This window comes from Bacteriovorax sp. As-1 (assembly GCF_058446905.1).
Genome location: NZ_CP184341.1, coordinates 992,467 through 1,009,393 on the forward strand (window position 1 = coordinate 992,467; position 16,927 = coordinate 1,009,393).

At 39.8% G+C, this 16,927-nt stretch carries 20 protein-coding genes; 11 read left to right on the forward strand and 9 right to left on the reverse strand.

The window, feature by feature from the left end:
- Positions 1-4 precede the first annotated feature (4 nt).
- The gene (locus tag ACN20O_RS05005) at positions 5-376 is read right to left on the reverse strand and encodes a hypothetical protein (RefSeq protein WP_491637791.1); all 372 of its coding nucleotides are present in this window, start codon (positions 374-376) and stop codon (positions 5-7) included.
- 103 nt (positions 377-479) lie between these two features.
- Between ACN20O_RS05005 and ACN20O_RS05010 the strand changes: the two genes are divergently transcribed.
- The 3 genes from ACN20O_RS05010 to ACN20O_RS05020 are packed head-to-tail and all read left to right on the forward strand — an operon-like array spanning position 480 to position 4,891.
- A complete protein-coding gene (locus ACN20O_RS05010; protein ID WP_491637793.1) occupies positions 480-1,358 on the forward strand; it encodes a LysR family transcriptional regulator in 879 nt (292 codons plus the stop codon).
- A 12-nt stretch (positions 1,359-1,370) separates the two neighbouring features.
- On the forward strand, positions 1,371-3,710 hold the full coding sequence (locus ACN20O_RS05015) for an ATP-dependent helicase C-terminal domain-containing protein (protein ID WP_491637795.1): 2,340 nt from the start codon (positions 1,371-1,373) through the stop codon (positions 3,708-3,710).
- Positions 3,711-3,718: 8 nt separating this feature from the next.
- Positions 3,719-4,891 carry an aminotransferase class V-fold PLP-dependent enzyme gene (locus tag ACN20O_RS05020; RefSeq protein WP_491637797.1) on the forward strand — a complete coding sequence of 391 codons (1,173 nt, stop codon included), beginning with the start codon at positions 3,719-3,721 and terminating at the stop codon, positions 4,889-4,891.
- Here ACN20O_RS05020 and ACN20O_RS05025 read toward each other — a convergent pair.
- The 3 genes from ACN20O_RS05025 to ACN20O_RS05035 all read right to left on the reverse strand — a co-directional run bounded on the left by ACN20O_RS05025 (position 4,874) and on the right by ACN20O_RS05035 (position 7,135).
- The gene (locus ACN20O_RS05025) at positions 4,874-5,155 is read right to left on the reverse strand and encodes a hypothetical protein (RefSeq protein ID WP_491637799.1); all 282 of its coding nucleotides are present in this window, start codon (positions 5,153-5,155) and stop codon (positions 4,874-4,876) included. The genes ACN20O_RS05020 and ACN20O_RS05025 overlap by 18 nt on opposite strands.
- A gap of 30 nt (positions 5,156-5,185) precedes the next feature.
- The gene (locus ACN20O_RS05030) at positions 5,186-6,505 is read right to left on the reverse strand and encodes a chloride channel protein (protein WP_491637801.1); all 1,320 of its coding nucleotides are present in this window, start codon (positions 6,503-6,505) and stop codon (positions 5,186-5,188) included.
- 141 nt (positions 6,506-6,646) lie between these two features.
- A complete protein-coding gene (locus ACN20O_RS05035; protein ID WP_491637803.1) occupies positions 6,647-7,135 on the reverse strand; it encodes an isochorismatase family protein in 489 nt (162 codons plus the stop codon).
- Between the two features lie 177 nt (positions 7,136-7,312).
- On the opposite strand from ACN20O_RS05035, the gene ACN20O_RS05040 reads away from it, so the two are divergent.
- Positions 7,313-8,128, forward strand: a complete 816-nt coding sequence (locus ACN20O_RS05040; protein WP_491637805.1) for a sulfite exporter TauE/SafE family protein — start codon at positions 7,313-7,315, stop codon at positions 8,126-8,128.
- Positions 8,128-8,502 (forward strand): DUF1634 domain-containing protein, encoded by a 375-nt coding sequence (locus ACN20O_RS05045; RefSeq protein WP_491637807.1) that lies wholly within the window; start codon positions 8,128-8,130, stop codon positions 8,500-8,502. Before ACN20O_RS05040 ends, ACN20O_RS05045 begins: the two co-directional genes overlap by 1 nt.
- Positions 8,503-8,544: 42 nt before the next feature.
- Here the strand turns inward: ACN20O_RS05045 and ACN20O_RS05050 are convergent, their stop codons facing one another.
- Both ACN20O_RS05050 and ACN20O_RS05055 read right to left on the reverse strand, forming a co-directional pair.
- Positions 8,545-8,862 (reverse strand): helix-turn-helix domain-containing protein, encoded by a 318-nt coding sequence (locus ACN20O_RS05050; protein ID WP_491637809.1) that lies wholly within the window; start codon positions 8,860-8,862, stop codon positions 8,545-8,547.
- A 52-nt stretch (positions 8,863-8,914) separates the two neighbouring features.
- The gene (locus ACN20O_RS05055) at positions 8,915-10,603 is read right to left on the reverse strand and encodes a sensor histidine kinase (protein WP_491637811.1); all 1,689 of its coding nucleotides are present in this window, start codon (positions 10,601-10,603) and stop codon (positions 8,915-8,917) included.
- Between the two features lie 270 nt (positions 10,604-10,873).
- Here ACN20O_RS05055 and ACN20O_RS05060 point away from each other — a divergent pair, with 270 nt between their 5' ends.
- From ACN20O_RS05060 to ACN20O_RS05070, 3 genes are all read left to right on the forward strand, one after another.
- On the forward strand, positions 10,874-11,263 hold the full coding sequence (locus ACN20O_RS05060) for a GAF domain-containing protein (protein WP_491637813.1): 390 nt from the start codon (positions 10,874-10,876) through the stop codon (positions 11,261-11,263).
- Complete coding sequence (locus ACN20O_RS05065) at positions 11,253-11,459, forward strand: hypothetical protein (protein ID WP_491637815.1); 207 nt, start codon at positions 11,253-11,255, stop codon at positions 11,457-11,459. The genes ACN20O_RS05060 and ACN20O_RS05065 overlap by 11 nt, the downstream gene beginning before the upstream one ends.
- A gap of 63 nt (positions 11,460-11,522) precedes the next feature.
- Complete coding sequence (locus tag ACN20O_RS05070; RefSeq protein WP_491637817.1) at positions 11,523-11,900, forward strand: sensor histidine kinase; 378 nt, start codon at positions 11,523-11,525, stop codon at positions 11,898-11,900.
- On the opposite strand, the gene ACN20O_RS05075 is transcribed toward ACN20O_RS05070, so the two are convergent.
- A complete protein-coding gene (locus ACN20O_RS05075; RefSeq protein ID WP_491637819.1) occupies positions 11,869-12,336 on the reverse strand; it encodes a hypothetical protein in 468 nt (155 codons plus the stop codon). The genes ACN20O_RS05070 and ACN20O_RS05075 overlap by 32 nt on opposite strands.
- 121 nt (positions 12,337-12,457) lie before the next feature.
- Between ACN20O_RS05075 and ACN20O_RS05080 the strand changes: the two genes are divergently transcribed.
- Both ACN20O_RS05080 and ACN20O_RS05085 read left to right on the forward strand, forming a co-directional pair.
- Positions 12,458-12,814, forward strand: a complete 357-nt coding sequence (locus ACN20O_RS05080; RefSeq protein WP_491637821.1) for a thioredoxin family protein — start codon at positions 12,458-12,460, stop codon at positions 12,812-12,814.
- Positions 12,815-12,901: 87 nt separating this feature from the next.
- Positions 12,902-14,134 carry a hypothetical protein gene (locus ACN20O_RS05085; RefSeq protein WP_491637823.1) on the forward strand — a complete coding sequence of 411 codons (1,233 nt, stop codon included), beginning with the start codon at positions 12,902-12,904 and terminating at the stop codon, positions 14,132-14,134.
- Positions 14,135-14,167: 33 nt separating this feature from the next.
- Here the strand turns inward: ACN20O_RS05085 and ACN20O_RS05090 are convergent, their stop codons facing one another.
- Positions 14,168-15,049: a hypothetical protein gene (locus ACN20O_RS05090; protein ID WP_491637825.1), complete on the reverse strand. Its 882-nt coding sequence runs from the start codon at positions 15,047-15,049 to the stop codon at positions 14,168-14,170.
- 3 nt (positions 15,050-15,052) lie between these two features.
- The gene (locus tag ACN20O_RS05095) at positions 15,053-16,075 is read right to left on the reverse strand and encodes a hypothetical protein (protein ID WP_491637827.1); all 1,023 of its coding nucleotides are present in this window, start codon (positions 16,073-16,075) and stop codon (positions 15,053-15,055) included.
- Positions 16,076-16,284: 209 nt separating this feature from the next.
- Between ACN20O_RS05095 and ACN20O_RS05100 the strand changes: the two genes are divergently transcribed.
- Positions 16,285-16,896, forward strand: coding sequence for a hypothetical protein (locus ACN20O_RS05100; RefSeq protein ID WP_491637829.1), 612 nt, complete (start codon positions 16,285-16,287; stop codon positions 16,894-16,896).
- Positions 16,897-16,927: the final 31 nt, after the last annotated feature.

Here is a 16,927-nt window from a genome sequence, read left to right on the forward strand (position 1 = left end):
AAGACTATTCACCCGTGCAGTTTAAATCCATAAAAGTTTTAAATTTTTCGGACTGCAGAAAATAAATAGTTCCTTGTGCATCCAGAATAAAGTCTCCTTTAAAACGTCCAAGCTCTGCTGCCCCATTCTTAATAACAATAGAGGCAGTTCCTTTTGCCTGACGAGCAACTTCTTCCAGCTCGTCAGCTGAAACAATGTCTGTGGAAAAATACAAATAATCACGGCTTCCTACTTCTTCACCTTGATAAGCAAAGTAAACTGAATCTGTATAAATATAACAAACTGTGTTTGAATTCTGCCTTACAAGTTTAGAGTCTAAAGCATGGGCCTGAGAAAATCCAAGAACTAGTGCACATGATAGAATTTTAGCAATCATAAATCCCCCCTTTGTTTAATGAGAGGCTTATAACACCCCCCTTTATATTATAAAAATTAATTATTCTTTCTAAAATAAGTAGTTTTTCTTATTATATAAACCTATGAGTGACCCGAATATCTACCATTTGCGCTATTTCCTCGACGCTGCCAACCTTGGAAGTGTCGCTGCCGCAGCTAAAAAAAATCATGTTAGTCAGTCCGCAGTCAGCCAAGCGATTAGAAAACTTGAAGAGTCTATGGACTGCTCGTTGATTGGGCATAGTAAAAATCAATTCAAACTAACCAGTGAAGGGCTCGTTGCCTTAGAATCGATTAAACAGATTCTTGACTCCGTTACCAATATGAAGGCCAAACTTGCAGGGGCCAAAGACGAGGCCGAAGGACCTCTTACTTTTGCCACACTCAGAAGTTTAGCTTTAGTACTTCTTCCTGATTTGATGAGCACTCTACAAAAAAACTATCCAAAGATTCAGCCGGTTTTGAAAATTGGTCACACTAAAAATATCCTGGAACAAGTTATCGCTGGTGAAATTGAAGTTGGACTGGTTGTCGATAACCGCGCTATTAGCGGTGTTCACAAGCATGTGTTACACGAGGGAACTTTCCTTTGTGTCGTCGGCTCTGCTTTTGCTGACAATGTGAAAAACATGGGATTTCTGGTCACAGAAGAAAAACCAGGCGTTAATGAACTAAAAAAAACTTATAAAGATCGCTATAAAAAATCCCACGTAAAAATTGCGATGGTAGTTGAAAGCTGGGAAGTTATCGCGCGTTTTGCCAGCACAGGATTAGGAATCGGCATGATACCTGATTTCGTGGCCGCCTCTGTCCCTGATTTAAAACTAGTTGAGGTCCATCATGACCTCGCTCAGAAAATTAGGTACAAAATTGTTTTAATTACGAAGAAATCGCTTTCCCCTAATGCGAAAGTCCTGGCCCATGAATTAAGCAGAGAAACCGAAAAACTTTTCCATAAATAGAGACTGATAAGAATGCACCCTTTTCCTATTGATACAATAAAAGATGATATTTTAAAGTCACTCGATGAAGTGGACTTTCTTATTATCAAATCAACTCCCGGTTCTGGAAAGACCACACGTGTTCCTCTCTTTCTTAGCGAAAAGTATAAAAAGAAAATCTATATTCTTGAGCCTAGAAAGCTGGCCGCTAAACTGGCCTCGCAATTTGTGGCAAAAAACAAAGGTGAACAACCTGGAAAAAGTGTCGGTCACATCTTCAAATATGAAAAGATGGCCAGCGATGAGACCCAAGTTATCTTTTTAACCGAGGGAACTTTTTTAAGAATCCTGGCCAGTGACCCGACTCTTGAAGATTGTGATGTGGTTATTCTGGATGAGTTCCATGAGAGACACTACTACACGGATATCGCCTTTAGTTTTCTTCACAAAATTAAAGAAAAAAATAAAAACTTAAAAGTCATTATTATGTCAGCAACGATTAACCTGGCCGAACTCGATGGTGCACTGACCGGACGAGTAAAGACGCTAGAGTTAAACGAAACCAAACATAAGCTTCATATCGAGCATTTGCCTAACAATACACTTGTTCTTAAAGATCCACTTGAAAGAAAAGTTTATAATGCTCTTTTGGAAGTTATAAAACGCCCGGGACATGTATTGATCTTTCTTCCTGGAATGTCCGAGATCAGAAAATGCGAAGAGATCGTTAGAAACAATTTTGACTGCGAAGTTGTTATTCTGCATTCTGAAGTCGCAGGAATTAACATTGATGAGAGCTTTTATGACCTCTCTCAAAAACGAGTCATTCTCTCAACAAATATTGCAGAAAGCTCGGTGACCATTCCTGGGGTCCGTTCAGTGATTGATTCAGGACTTCATAAAATCAGTCGCATTAATCCCATCACCCGACTCCCAATGGTTGAGCTAAGAAAAATCAGTCAATCTTCTGCCATACAAAGGGCCAACCGCGCCGGAAGAGAAGCCGATGGTTATGCCTTAAGGCTTTATGCCGAACAAGATTTTCAAGGACGAGATCTTTTTGATGTCCCGGAAATCAATCGCTCTGATTTAAGTGAACTTATTATAACATCGGCCGTTTTATTTAAGGCCCCTCTTCAAGAGTTTACTTTTGTTGCTCCTTTAAAAGAAAGCGAAGTCAAAAAGTCTGAAGACTTTTTGAACCAGATAGGCTTTTTAGAAAAAAATATTCCTACACCTCTGGCCCATAGACTTTCTCGTCTGCCTTTTCTTCCACGTGTTTCAAAGATTTTATATGAAGCCTCTCTTTGTGGAGAAGAAACTTTTAATCAAACCGTGCATTTCTTAGCAGAACTTTTGGAATCTAAAAATACAAATCGCTTTAAGTCATTGGCCAAAACTCATTTTAAATTTAAAAACAACGGATCTCATGTCGATGTAGAGAAATTAATCCTCTTTGGGTACGTGGATCAGATTTCAAAACTCCGTGACGGAAATAAACTAATCCACTCAAGCGGAGAAGTGTATGCCATTTCTTCAAGCATCACAGGATCAGTCGATCCCTCACATGATCTTTGGATCATTCTTGATTTAGACAACCGCAATGAGGTGACAAAACTTCTTCCAATTGAAGAAGAGTGGCTGTATGACTTGCCACTTTTTCCCATTGAAGAGTCTGAGCGTGTGGATTTTAATCCTGAAACATTAAAGTTGAGTGTAGAAAGAGCGATACACATTGGGGCAATTGTCCTCTCAAAAGAAAAAATAACAAATTCAGGACTATCAGATGAGTCTATTTCTTTTGTTATGAAAAAGCTCACTCCACTTTTTAGAGAAAAACTCAAAGAAGATACTTTTACTCGTTTAGAAATCCTGGAAAAATACACAGTTAAAAAAATAGCTGATTTTGAATTTGAACCGTGGTTTAAAAATCAAGTCCCTTACATACTGAGTGACTCTACTTATACTCTTGATACTGTGCTGGGATTCTATGTAAATGATTTGTTTGCACTTCTCAATGAAGAAGGCCTCTATGACCTGGAAGAAGATCTTCCTCTTTTTCTCAAGCTTCACGACAAGAGAAAAGTTCCCATTCACTACGATGCGACCAACGGCATTCACTGTGAATCTTATATTCAGGATTTCTACGGATTAAAAAATGCTCCTTCTATTCTGAAAGGAAAAGAAAAAATTAAAGTGCATCTTTTAGGTCCACACAAAAGGGCCCTGCAAGTCACAACAGATCTAGGGAGTTTCTGGGATAAGACCTACAAAGAACTTTATGCTGAATTAAAACGCGATTACCCAAGACACTACTGGCCTCTTTCTCCCAAAGAGGCACTTCCAATTCTTTTGATGAAAAATGTAAAATAGGACAACTTATGGCAAACCTGGACATCAATCGTTTAAGACAAGATACTCCGGCAACATCTGGACTTATTCATTTTAATAATGCAGGTGCTTCTCTTCCTCCTGCACCGGTTCTTAACTCGGTCATTAAGTACTTAAACGACGAAGCAACAATAGGTGGTTATGAAGCAGAAGCAAAGTACGCTCCTCAATTTAAAAGTATCTACTCTTCGATTGCTCGACTGATTAATGCCAAAGAAAATGAAGTGGCCTTGGTTGAAAGTGCAACCCGCGCCTGGGACCGCGCCCTTTCTTCCATTCCTTTTCAAAAAGGTGATATTATTCTGACGTCTTATAATGAATATGTAAGTAATTATATTGCCCTTCTCCAACTGCAAAAACATCACGGTGTTCAGATTCAAATGATTTCAGAAGACCCTCTAAGAGAGTTCTCAATTGATGATTTAAAAAAGAAAATGAATGCTCAGGTTAAACTTGTTGCTTTAACCCATGTTCCCTCGACTAATGGGTTGATCAATCAACTTGAGGGCGTAAGTGAAGTCGTCAAAAACCAAAAGTCCTTCTTTCTTTTAGACGCTTGCCAATCCGTAGGGCAAATTAATATTGATGTCGAAAAGATAGGTTGCGATTTTCTTGCAGCCACTGGAAGAAAATTTATGCGTGCACCTCGCGGCACTGGTTTTCTTTATGCGCGCAATGAAGCCCTTAAAGAATTAGAGCCCATGTTTCTCGATTTTACTTCTGCCGATCTCAAGAATAAAAACTATCAGATCAAAGAAGGGGCAAAGCGATTTGAAAATTATGAAACAAACTTTGCTGCACGCTTAGGGCTAGGTGTGGCCGTGGATTATGCTTTAAATATTGGAATGAAAAATATTGAAGGTCGCGTACAAAAGCTTGCTGGCGACCTGAGAACAAGGCTCTCAACTCTCCCGAATGTACGTGTGCATGATACAGGTAAATATCAATCAGGGATCGTCACTTTTTCATTAGATCAAAAAGATTCTTATCTGGTTGCTCACAAACTTAGAGAGAAAAAAATTAATGTTTCAGTTTCGAGCCCATCCTACGCTCTTGACCTTGAGGCCAAAGGACTCCTTCCAGTTGTGAGAGCTTCGGTTCACTACTACAACACAGAAGATGAATTGGAAGTATTAAAAGAAGCGCTAAAAGTAATCATTTAAATGATGGGGCCTGGCCCCTTCTTTTTCATAGGCCTCAACTTCAAAGCTGATGGCCATATAGGCTCTGTAGTGATTCATGCCTTTTAAGCGGCAGGCACAATACTCTTTCAGGTAAAGAAAATAAAAACGGCAAACTCCTACTCGCTTCATTTGATCAATATGAATCATTTCATGGTGAATTAGAACATCGTTGGGATTCTTTGAAGCAAAAAGGACAAAGGGATAAATAACAATACCTTCTGCCCTAAGTAATTTAGCAATCAATGAATTTCTAACCAATCTGGGTTTGAGCACTTATCCTTCTCTGATCGAATAATAATCCTGAGGAACCTTGATTCCACGGCGGGCGATCTTTTCTGTCATAATTGTTTCTTTTAAAAAGAAGATTGAAAACAAAAAAGCAGCGCTATTGCCCAATAAAAGCGGCGCGATTCCAAAATGAGCCCCCGTGACTTCTAAAGCAAAAACGGTTGAAGTGAGAACGGCCCTTGTCGCCCCGGAAAACATTGAAGACATACAGACAAGTGCAGTCACTTGAGTAGCAATTCCAATATCAGGGAAAAAATGCATTCCGATAAAACTCAGGACAACTCCAAGAGTGCTGCCAAAAGTTAAAAGTGGTGCGAGTGTTCCTCCCGATGTCCCACTTCCCAAAGAAATGGCCCATGAAAGAAATTTCAGAATAAATAATGTCAGCGCGGGAACAAAGAGCATATTTCCCTGAAGAGAATTGATAATATTGCTATACCCTACTCCTAAGGTTCTTGGGTCGTAATAACCAATCACACCAACAGCAATCCCACCGATCATTGGCCACCACATCCAGTGGATAGGAAGATGTTCAAATTTATCTTCTACATAAAAAACAATTTTTGAAACGACACATGAGACTGCACCAGTAATGGCCCCGGCAACAAAATAAAAAAGAGAGTTCCACCCATTAACTACTTCATGAATTTCTCCAATCGGAAATTCAGGTGTTGTATGTCCAAGAGCAAGCCTTAATGAATAAGAAGTCGACACACCAATAATAACGGGAATAAAAGACTTCGCACTAAATTCAAATAATAAAAGTTCAATACAAATAAAAATTGCAGCTAGAGGTGTTCCAAAAATAGCGGTCATACCTGCGGCAGCTCCAGTTGCTAAAAGAATTTTTCTTTCATACTCATGAAAATAAAGATGCCTTCCAATCCATGAACCAATCGAACTTCCAGTCGCAATGATCGGTCCTTCGGCCCCAAATGGTCCACCAGAACCAATAGAGATGGCCGCAGACAATGGCTTTAATAGAGTCATTCTTCTTGGGATTTTACTTTCTTTGGTTAAGATATTCTCCATCACTTCAGGAATGCCGTGACCTCTGATTGCTTGGCTTCCATAACGGGCCATAAGACCAACAATCAATCCTCCAATGATGGGAACTAAAATATAAATAGGACTGAATTCATGATTAACCAGCTCTACTGGCCTAAAAGAAATTTCATGAAACCAGAAAAGATGAGTAATGAAAGCAATTGACCACAATAAAATTTTGGCAATAAGATTAGAGAGTGCTCCTATGAGAGACGCAAATAAACAAAGAATAAGCATTCTTCTGCGTTTCAATTCCATTCATTAGTCCTTTTAAAAAAGTATATTCCTTAAAAGCAAAACTAATGTGCCTCCTGACTTTCTGCAATGGGCATCGTATCGAAACGCTGCATCAATGAGCTTCTTTAAATACCTCTCCTTTAGAACTTGAATGATATTCATTCATATGAAAGTTTGCTTTCTTTTCATAGAGACAGCTGTGTTGTGTTCAATGACCGATTGCCCGGCCACCGCATCGGCCGCAAAACAAACTTCAAAACTATCGGCGATTGCATCCACTACCGGATAAGTTAAGCAGATCTCTGTATAAAGAGCACAGAACACTAAACGTTTTTTTCCTGTGGCCTTCACGGCTTCTACAAACGCTTTGTCCTCCCATGCATCCATTGATGTACGGTCAATCTCAACAACACCTTGAAGAATATCTCTGAGCGATTGAATAGTTGGTCTATTCACTCCCATCTTCACAGCAACTGTGCTGAGGATAATAGGAATATTAAAGGCAACTGCGGCTTTTGCAATCGTGCATACATTAAGCTCAATCTCTTTGGGATAAGCAGAACCTAATCCACTGGACATTTCTGGCTGATTATCAATTAAGATAAGAGCGCAGTCATCTGCATCCCAAATACCTTTTAGACTCTTCATCATACTTGCCTCCATGTTATTCATCTTCGGCAGAAAATATTGTCGACACACTCAAACACTAGGAGCATGAATCTTTATATACAATTTAAGAAATAATTAAAGATAATAAGAAAATTAATCAGTTATTAGTAACCTCGAATTCTTGTCATGACCGAGTGGGAGGACTAGAATGCCTTTATTATGTACTCCATACTACTATTTTTTATTTCCATCTTCGCGGGCCTTCTAGGATCACTCCTAGGACTTGGGGGTGGTATTATTGTCGTTCCAGTTTTAACACTTTTTCTTGGTATTGATATCCGATATGCCATTGCCGCGAGTTTGATTTCAATTGTGGCCACGTCATCAGGAGCTGCTGCGAGTTTCTTAAAAGATCATTTGACCAATCTTCGTTTGGCAGTGTTGCTTGAAGTTGGAACAGTGTGCGGAGCTATCGTTGGATTCCTTCTGGCAAAATCAGTAAACTCATCTTTTCTTTTTATTCTCTTTGGAGGATTTCTTTTCTTCTCGGCCGTTATGATGTTGAGAAAAAAAGAAGATCACCGTGCTGAATTTGATCATCCCTGGTCACAAAAATTAAAACTGGCCGGACAATACACTGAAAAAAATGGCGAGCTTATTATTTATAAAGTTGCTCAAGTTCCAGTTGGCCTTGGAGCAATGTTTATTGCAGGTATCCTCTCTGCTCTTTTAGGTATCGGAAGTGGTATCTTTAAAGTTATGGCGATGGATGGCGCTATGAAACTTCCAATGAAAGTTTCTTCTGCCACTTCAAACTTTATGATCGGGGTAACTGCGACGGCCAGTGCGGGAGCATATTTTCTTCGTGGAGACATCCGTCCGGAAATCGCTTGTCCGGTTTCAGTAGGGATCATTGTAGGCTCTTATTTTGGAGCGCGCTTAATGCCTAAAATGCCTGCAGCTATCATTAGAAAAATATTTGTTGTCGTTCTCACAATTGTGGCAGTTCAAATGTTAATGAAAGGGATGAAATAATGGAACAGATGGATCAATTAGAATCACTGGAACTTAGAATTTCAAAATTCCTGAGATTAGGGGTTTTAGTTGCCGGATTATTCATGCTTATTGGCTGGATCTCGCAATCAATCAATCAGCCCGACTCTCTTATAGCTCTTAAAACATACCACTCGTCTACTCTCTCTGAGACACTCTCAAATGCATGGACAACAAGTTCATGGGGCGTACTTATCTCTTACCTTGGACTGGCCATCTTAATATCACTTCCTATCACACGCGTTTTTCTCACTGCGGTTCTTTTCTTAAAACAAAAAGAGTATCTGCTGGCTGGAATAGCTGCTTTCGTTTTAGTGGCATTGATTGTCAGTTTCTCTTTGGGAATTGAGTTGTAATCACTCTCTGGCGCTTTTGTTAGAGAGTGATCGATGAAATGATTAAGATACTTTTTTTACTTTTTTAAATTCTTTAGAAAGGTTATTCACTAACTGTTCAGTGGCAAGAGTGACCAATAGATTAAACAGCATATCTACTTTCACGTTTAGGACTTCTGAGAGTTCATGGAGCCTTTTAACAGGAGGACTTGAAACACCTCTTTCCCAATCAGAAATAAACTGTGGGCTTGTGTATCCAAGTTCTGCAGCCAGCTCAGACTGAGAGTATCCTCTGGCGAGACGAGTTTTCTTAATGTAAGAGCCAAGTGTTTCTCTTACGACCTTTGAGTTCTTTTTTGTGATTTTCTTTTTAGTTGTCATAATAATTCATCGTACCGCAAATATGAAGTATGTCAAACTACATATACATAGGCTACACATTTTGATGTAAAGGAAATTTCACTATAAATGAAGACCCTTTTCCTGCAACACTTTCTATAAATATTTTTCCACTGTGCGCTTCTACTATTTGTTTAGAAATATAAAGTCCTAAACCTAATCCTGATACTCCTGGATCATCACTCGCTCTTTCGAAACGCTCGAAGATTTGTTCTTGTTTCTCTAATGGAACACCAAGACCTTCATCTTGGACAACAACAACAGCATTACTGTTTTCTTTAAATACTTTTACTCTAACAGGTTTTCTTTCTCCGTATTTCATCGCATTGGTCAGGAGATTGGTAACAACTTGAGACATTCTGATTGGATCCATTTCTCCAACGGTTATTTCTGAACGCTCTAAAACTAACTCACTACCGCTGCGAATGGCCTGACTCGCTAGCTGAGCAATACAATCGCTAACTAATGCTGCCAGATCGGCCTGTTCTTTTTTTATTTCCAGTTTGCCAACTCTGATCTGTGCAAGATCCATCAGTACGCCTTGAAGTGTGGCAAGTTTTTTCACCAGAGTCATTGAACGAGCTGTGAGATTTTTCACCCGCTCTTTATCCATCGGTCCTTCTTCTTCGCTGACCGATTTTTCTAGTAAATAAATTTGCAGGTTAAGTGCAGTCAGTGGAGTGCGCAGCTCATGAGAGGCAATAGAAAGAAAATCGTCGCGCATTTTCACTGAAGCCCTTGCCTCTTTATACAGCTCACTGTTTTGAGTCGCAATTGCCTCCAGGGCAGCAGTTCTCTCCTGCACTTTTAACTCAAGGTCCTTGTGTGAAAGCCTCAAGTCTGAATATGATTTCTGTAGAAGATCGCCCATCCGGTTTACAGATTGATTCAGTTGCCCCAGCTCATCGCTTGAATCAACAACCAAGCGACGTTCAAAATTCCCTCGTCCAAACTCTGTCGTGATGTCATTGAGGTTTGATAAACCTTTAGAGATCGCCTTACTGGTAAAGAAAGTCAGAGTCAGACCAATACTTTCGACAGTGATAACCAGGATCACCAGGATCATAAAGATAAGTCTTTCCATCCAACGTGAGCCTTCACCTAATATTGATGAAAAAATTTCTTCAATTCTTGTAAGTTCGTTATTGATGCGAACAACATCATCGAGACACTTTTGCATTCTGACTTTATTAGTACCACCATCCAGCACCAACCCATAATACTCATCAACAGTGTTTCTCAATTCTACTAAAAGAGCATCACCTTCTTTCCAGGCCGATACAGCTTTAGCAATATAGCTGACTCGATTGAAACGCGTGAGCATATTGACGACAGGAGGAACATCATCAGGATGGATACGTCCTTGAACAAATCCGGCCAGAACTTTTTCCATATTCGGGTTTGGTTTCTCCAGCTCCAGTCTCGCAGCACGATCACCATCTGGAATTTTTAAAGCTTCATGAAAAGCGCGGTAGTCTGCTTCTTCTTTTGTCAGGGCAAAACGCTGAAAGCGATAAACAGCATTTTTTTGCGCCTTAGACCAACTGGCTTCACCGCCAACAAAGGCGCGAACAGCTGAAAGGTTCCCCATTGCAAAATGCAAAGTAAAAAGTTCGATAATAACCAGCGTGGCCATAATACCGACGACAAAATACAACTTCACTGAAATGGAAATATTCTTCCAGACGTTAAAAAGATTCTCTAATGGATGACTCTTTCCCAAAAAATTTTCTCAAAAGATTCTGATTCTTATAAAGCAAAAGTTTAGCACAAACTGTCGAAACGAAGTTAGCAATTAAATTATTTTTTTTGATTTGCCTCGAGTCATTTCCTTGTCATTAAATCTTTAGAAAACTACCCTCGCCATTGGATAATCAGTGTGGGATGTAATGAAAAAACTGCTTATAAATAAAGTTTTTTAAGATGCTCTACTGGCCATCTTTGTGACGGCCAGGCACCGAGGCTCACTTCCCGGTAATATCGCTACAATTTTTTGTGGACTCCTGGCCGTCTACTTTCTTATGGGAAAAATTCACGCTCGTTACTTCAGCATCTCCGCCTGGAAGAGTATTTAGAAAAATACCCGCCTGATAAGCGCGTGGTCTCAATAACCACTGAAACCTCTTACTACGATCCTCAAATCCTCGATTCTCAATTAAAGATTATGATTAAGGATGAAAGACATTATGAACTGTTGATGGAGTTAGGTTCAAACTCAAACATGATTGTCCCCATCAAGGCCCGTGAAAAAGTCAGAGGATCACTGGCCTTTATCGCTGGAAAAAATAAACCGAATTTTTCAGCTCAAGACCTCGCCCTGGCCGAAGACCTGGGAGGACGAGCGGGAATTGCCATCGAAAATGCAGCTACAGATGATGCTTAGAGGAGTTAATCCTGAAAGAGGTCTCACACCTCCACCGGAAAAACTAATGAAAGCACTGGTGAATTCAAGCAATCAGGTTAACCGACTCACTCTGCTCATAGAAGACTTGTTGGATGTTACCAGAATTGCCAGAGGCAAACTGATATATAACTTTGAAGATGTGAACCTCTCAAAACTGGTGCGTGAAGTGCTGTAACGTTTTAACGAAGAAATTCAATTCTCTAAATGCGAGCTGACTTTCGATTTAGAAGAATCAGTTATGGTTTACTGCGACCGCTATTGCATCGAACAGGTAACAGTTAACCTTCTTTCCAATGCCATAAAATACGGAGCTAATCAGCCGATTCATGCTGTCGTAAAACACGAAGCAGGCAAAGCCATCCTTATGATTCAAGATAAGGGAATGGGTATCCCTAAAGATATGCAAGCAAAGATTTTTGAAAGGTTTGAAAGAGCGATCTCAAGCACGAATATTAGTGGACTGGGTCTGGAACTTTATATTTCCAAACAAATCATCGATGCTCATCAGGGAACAATCGAAGTTGAAAGTGAACTGGGTAAAGGCTCAACCTTTAAAGTTTTCACTTCCAACCGGATTTTAATCATTATTCCTGAGTGCAGACAATACGCTTACTAAGCGGCTTGCCAAGATACTTACCATCTAGGTTTGAATAAAGTGTGTCGCCTTCTCTGTAGATTTTTGCCACAAACTGCCCGACTTTTGCTCCCATAAAATAAACATCGGCATCTGAAACGACAGCATCAGTCTCACATCTTGATTTAGAGTCGATTCTTACTTTAATTCCGACACGTGGAAGTTTTTCTTTTCTCGACTCCAGTTTTCCGTCTGTGCGGATAGCATCTGTTCTGTTTTCATCTGTATCATCATCAATATAGTGGATCTGATAGAAGTTCACATCGTCTTTCATATACTGTTCAACAATATACTCACCACGAATGTCTCTGATTTCTGACTTACATTTTGGATAGCGCCCTTCAAGGTTTGGGCAAGTTGTGCCAGCGAAAAGATTCAACGAGAGAAATGTCATCATTAGCATTAGCGTTGTTTTCATAGATCATCCTTTGATTTATGTTTTCATTTCGTAAATTTTGAAACAGAAAAAACAACTTGCCTACCAAAATAATCTTGCAAGCCTTTTGACGATAAGTATTTTCCTTTTTACACTATAGGATATGGGATCAAAAATCGTTACAGTGCAAAATATTGATGAAGTTCTGGATAAGAATGAAATTGTCATTTTAGATTTCTGGGCAAGCTGGTGTGAACCTTGTAAGATCTTTGGCCCAATCTTCGAAGCCGTTGCTAAAAAAAACCCCGATGTTTTTTTTGGAAAAGTGAATACTGAGACCGAAATCGAACTGGCCCAGGATTTCAATATTCGTTCAATTCCTACACTGGTCATCCTCAAAGACCGCACAATCATCCTCGATCAATCCGGCATGATCCCGGAATACTTACTCACTAAGATTGTTGGTGAAGCCCGTGCACTAGATGTGTCTAAGCTCGAAGCTGAAAACCCTGAAGAATAGTGTGAACAAATTACACACTCAATTGACGTAGTTTACCCATTTTGAGATTTCTCCCCCAAATACAGCAATCTATTAAAGGGGCAAACTATGCGTTTTTTATCTTTATCAATTGTGGCCATGGGGCTTATCGCCTTCAACGCCGAGGCAGGTCTCTACCGTGGTGAAACCAGAGTTGGTCTTTACCAGGACAGTGTTTTAGACACAGAAAAAGTCACTCACATTATCGTTGTTGGTTCTGGTGTAAAAGAAGACTCAAACCAATTCTTCCAGACAGGTGTAGCTCGCGCTCATAAATATAAAGAGCTTTACCCGAATCAGCAGGTTGTTATCATTTCAAGTCCAGAAGTAAGAGGACGTGAAGACGCTGAAGTTTTTAACGACTTCAACATTCCTGTTATTAAATTCATCAATGACACTTTCACTCCAGAAGTTCTTATTGGTGAACTTAAGCAATTCACAAAAATTGCCAGCCTTGATTTCTACGGACACTCTTCTCCATGGGCAATCAAACTTGGAAAAACAGATGCCGCTCTTACTCCAAGTGCCTATGAGAAAAAACTTAGAGCACTTAAAGGAAATTTTCTTAAAACTGCTTACGTAACAGTTAACAGCTGCAGCAGTGGTTTCTCAATCGCTCCAGATTTAAGCAAGTATCTTGAAATCCCTGTTTCAGGATCACTGACAAGCTCACTCTTTGAAAGAATTGAATCAGACGGAAGATGGTATAAAGAAGAAAACTACACTCCGGAAAACTATGTTCTTACAAACACATTCAGCTTCAACGAAGACCAATCATGTAAACTTGGTCTGTGTTACAGAATGAAGCCTTCTCAATACTACTACTCTTCATACTGGGGACAGTTTAAAGAAGGTGGAGTGAACTTTTACAAGTTCTTCTGTAACTACGATAACAACACTGACGGACGTTGTGAAACAGCAATGGCGAAGTCACTTATTGCCTTCCCTTCAGTAAAATCAATCACTGTTGACTCATCAATTGAAGATTTCAAAACCGTAGCGTTTGATTACCTTTGCCCAACATACAAGAACAAAAACAAGTTTAATGAATGTGTTGCCGGTATTACAGCTGCTATCGAAAGAGGCGACCTGGTTTACCAAACAATGCCTGGTCCTGAATTAAACTGTAACTTCAAAACTTGTAATGCGACTGTTGTTTGTAAAGATAAGAAAATTTTCGGAAGCGGTCCAAAAGGCGGGACATGTAAGCTGAATGTTGACATCCAACCAAACCCAACAAACGCTGCTCAGGAAATGGTTTCATTCTTAAAAGGTTTTAAACTTCTTAAAGCATCAAAATAAAAAAAAGGGCCCGGAAACGGGCCCTTTTTTATTTTATGGATTCCACCAATTATCATCTTTTTTCAAGCATCTCGCCGCATCTTTAACTTGCGACTTATCCGGGTGCTTCCAGCTTAGGATTTTTGTAGCTCCCAATGCCGTTGTATCTCCAAGAAAAACCTGTGCCCCAGAGCCATCCCAGTAGTCCGTACAGACCACAAAGTTCCCTAGAGTCACGCAATACTCTTTTCTCACATCAAGAGCGTCTTCAACAGTGTTCTTTCTCACACCTTTAAGATCTTCAAGTGAGTAGTATTTTTTTTCATAAAGGTTCGCCACCATTCTCTTCAGGTCGTATTCTTTGTGAATGATAGAGCAAATGTAATCATCAATTTTCTTCACTTGAAGATCTCCACTTTCTACTTCAGTTTTTGGCACTTCCGTTTTTGGAGTTTCAACTGCCGGTTTTTCTTCTTTTGGACAGTTAATTGAATCCGCGACTTCCTGGCTTAATGTAGCTGCAGTCACTTCTTCACAAGCACCAACGCTTGCTCCATTGTGGTCATACACCGCACAGTCCAGTTTAAATTTTGTCCCTGAAAGTTCATAAGTTCCTAGCACAATATAAGATCCACCTGAAAGCTTAGTCACACGAGAGATTTCGGCCTGATCAGCATCCATTCCTACTGCTCTGGTTGAAAGAGTGGTTTTAACACCGGCGCGAGCCAACGCGGCATTGATTTTTGAATTCACTGCTTTGCTTGGAGCGCACGTATCAGTTGCTTTCACACTTTTAAAAGTCCCGAGTACAACCTTGCCGCGTTTACCTTCCAGTATTTTACCAAGGGGCTTTACGCTATCATTAATATGCGTTTCCAACGTCTGCGCCTGCAGTGAAAAACTTGTCAGTAGAGCTAATAACAAATATTTTTTCATAATTTATTCCTGAATAAGTCCTGGGATCGCTGTTTTAATAGCGTCTAAAACGTTTAGAGACATTTGTTTTGAAGCTGATGCCATGGCATCGTCTTCGCTATCTGTAGTTGAGAAACCTTGAACAGTCGCTCCCTTGTTTGTCCCAAGAGTTCTTCCTGTGGCGATATCTTTAACAATCACTCCAAATTTATAGACAATCGTAAATCCTAGAGCTGTTTTTGTTTTTCTTGGAATTCCTGCTTCTTTAAAAACAATCTCAATCCCTGACTTCGGTTTTGTTCCACCTACTTGAGCTGTAAACCCTTTTCCACCTAACATTGATTCTGCATCCAGGGCCACTTCATCATACTTTGGGAATTCGTCGATAAAGAAAACGATGCTGCGTTTTGCTTCATCATAAGTTTTATCCAGGTCAACTTCAGATGTCTTAAATTTTTCCCACCAAGAAGCTCCTGGCTTATTTAAGTAAGTTTTGTACATATCAGCACGAAGGATCGCCCATTCATTGGCCTCTAAATCTTTTTTAGCAATGTCATAACGTCTTACCACTTCAATAAAGTCTTTCTTTCTTTGAGCGGCCATGACGTCTTCTAGTTTTTTATCCAGCACTTTCATAAAACCTTCGGCATCTACTAGAGCAGCAGAAACGTCAAAAGTGTAGGCCATACAAGTCGTATTGTTGGAATCTTTTGCCTCTTTGTAAAACTTGATTCCCATCACCTTATCAACGTTAGTTGATACGTTAATAATACCTTTATAGGCAGTCGACTTGTCTGTTTCATCAAGAGACATCGACGACTCTACGTTCGAGCGCAGTTGAGAAACAATGTCCTGGTAAGCGCGCTGCTTAGCCTCTTCTTTGCCTTTGATTTTATCTTTATCAGTACTGATCCCGATACCAAAGATCATATTAGATGACGGTGTGTAGCCTTTCATTAGCTGGTCGCGGTCGCAGTCACCTGCATAAGCGCTTCCCAGTGCTGTAGCTGTTAAAATAAGAGCAGATAGTCCATTTACTAGTTTCATATTTCCTCTCTTCATAGTTAAGGTCCCCTAAAGCATAAGTTCGTTTAGCAAATACTTCAATACTGATGCTAGATGGCAAGGCCATTATAGTTGAGTTTTACGCTTTAAACTGTACGCAAGCTGCATGTGAAAAGTATAAGTTTTGGTTTATTTTTTTCTAATTTCAGTGTTGAATATCCTAGTGATTTGAAATTTTAAAGGAGAATCCTATGAACTCAAAGGTACTAATCGTAGCAGCGATGGCGCTACTTGCTTCGTGCTCTTCTGCTCAAAAAAAGTATGATGGTAAAGAGCTTGCCCTGACATCTTCAGGTGAAAGCACAAGACCATTCTGGACAATGGATGGTGGATACAAAATCGAAAAACTAAGAGAACACTATAATGACGATGAAGACAAGCCAAACAATGCTTACTTCGTCACTCAAGCTTCTGTTGGTAAAGCTGACCTGGTTCCTAACTGCTACAACATGGCAAGAACAAGAGCTTCTTCAGAAATTTCTGAGCAAGTAAGTGAAGTCGTTAAACAGGCCGGAGCAATGGCCGTAACGAACACGAATACTGAATTCAATAAAATGATCGAAACTCAAAGCAAGAACATGATTGTTGGCGCTGAGATGATCGACAAAACTTGGTTTAAAGTAGAAGGTGAAAACGAGCAAAACCCATATAAGTGCTTTATCGTTCTTTCTGTTCCAAGAAAAAACCTGGATAAACTTCAAGCAAACATGATGACGATGCTGGAAAAAGAAATGTCAGGTGATGCTGGAATGATTAAGCAGGTAAAAGAATCTGTTGAAAAAAGAATGCAAGAAAGTTTCTAATTGTTTTTAAATGGCAGCCTGGGTTTAGCTC

What these genes read in the sequence shown, in the direction of transcription:
- ACN20O_RS05070 (WP_491637817.1), top strand. Translation starts at nt 11,523, where the DNA reads ATGGTTTACTGCGACCGCTATTGCATCGAACAGGTAACAGTTAACCTT.
- ACN20O_RS05080 (WP_491637821.1), top strand. Translation starts at nt 12,458, where the DNA reads ATGGGATCAAAAATCGTTACAGTGCAAAATATTGATGAAGTTCTGGAT.
- ACN20O_RS05075 (WP_491637819.1), bottom strand. Translation starts at nt 12,336, where the DNA reads ATGAAAACAACGCTAATGCTAATGATGACATTTCTCTCGTTGAATCTT.
- ACN20O_RS05090 (WP_491637825.1), bottom strand. Translation starts at nt 15,049, where the DNA reads ATGAAAAAATATTTGTTATTAGCTCTACTGACAAGTTTTTCACTGCAG.
- ACN20O_RS05010 (WP_491637793.1), top strand. Translation starts at nt 480, where the DNA reads ATGAGTGACCCGAATATCTACCATTTGCGCTATTTCCTCGACGCTGCC.
- ACN20O_RS05020 (WP_491637797.1), top strand. Translation starts at nt 3,719, where the DNA reads ATGGCAAACCTGGACATCAATCGTTTAAGACAAGATACTCCGGCAACA.
- ACN20O_RS05005 (WP_491637791.1), bottom strand. Translation starts at nt 376, where the DNA reads ATGATTGCTAAAATTCTATCATGTGCACTAGTTCTTGGATTTTCTCAG.
- ACN20O_RS05045 (WP_491637807.1), top strand. Translation starts at nt 8,128, where the DNA reads ATGGAACAGATGGATCAATTAGAATCACTGGAACTTAGAATTTCAAAA.
- ACN20O_RS05065 (WP_491637815.1), top strand. Translation starts at nt 11,253, where the DNA reads ATGATGCTTAGAGGAGTTAATCCTGAAAGAGGTCTCACACCTCCACCG.
- ACN20O_RS05035 (WP_491637803.1), bottom strand. Translation starts at nt 7,135, where the DNA reads ATGATGAAGAGTCTAAAAGGTATTTGGGATGCAGATGACTGCGCTCTT.
- ACN20O_RS05095 (WP_491637827.1), bottom strand. Translation starts at nt 16,075, where the DNA reads ATGAAACTAGTAAATGGACTATCTGCTCTTATTTTAACAGCTACAGCA.
- ACN20O_RS05040 (WP_491637805.1), top strand. Translation starts at nt 7,313, where the DNA reads ATGTACTCCATACTACTATTTTTTATTTCCATCTTCGCGGGCCTTCTA.
- ACN20O_RS05085 (WP_491637823.1), top strand. Translation starts at nt 12,902, where the DNA reads ATGCGTTTTTTATCTTTATCAATTGTGGCCATGGGGCTTATCGCCTTC.
- ACN20O_RS05030 (WP_491637801.1), bottom strand. Translation starts at nt 6,505, where the DNA reads ATGGAATTGAAACGCAGAAGAATGCTTATTCTTTGTTTATTTGCGTCT.
- ACN20O_RS05015 (WP_491637795.1), top strand. Translation starts at nt 1,371, where the DNA reads ATGCACCCTTTTCCTATTGATACAATAAAAGATGATATTTTAAAGTCA.
- ACN20O_RS05050 (WP_491637809.1), bottom strand. Translation starts at nt 8,862, where the DNA reads ATGACAACTAAAAAGAAAATCACAAAAAAGAACTCAAAGGTCGTAAGA.
- ACN20O_RS05100 (WP_491637829.1), top strand. Translation starts at nt 16,285, where the DNA reads ATGAACTCAAAGGTACTAATCGTAGCAGCGATGGCGCTACTTGCTTCG.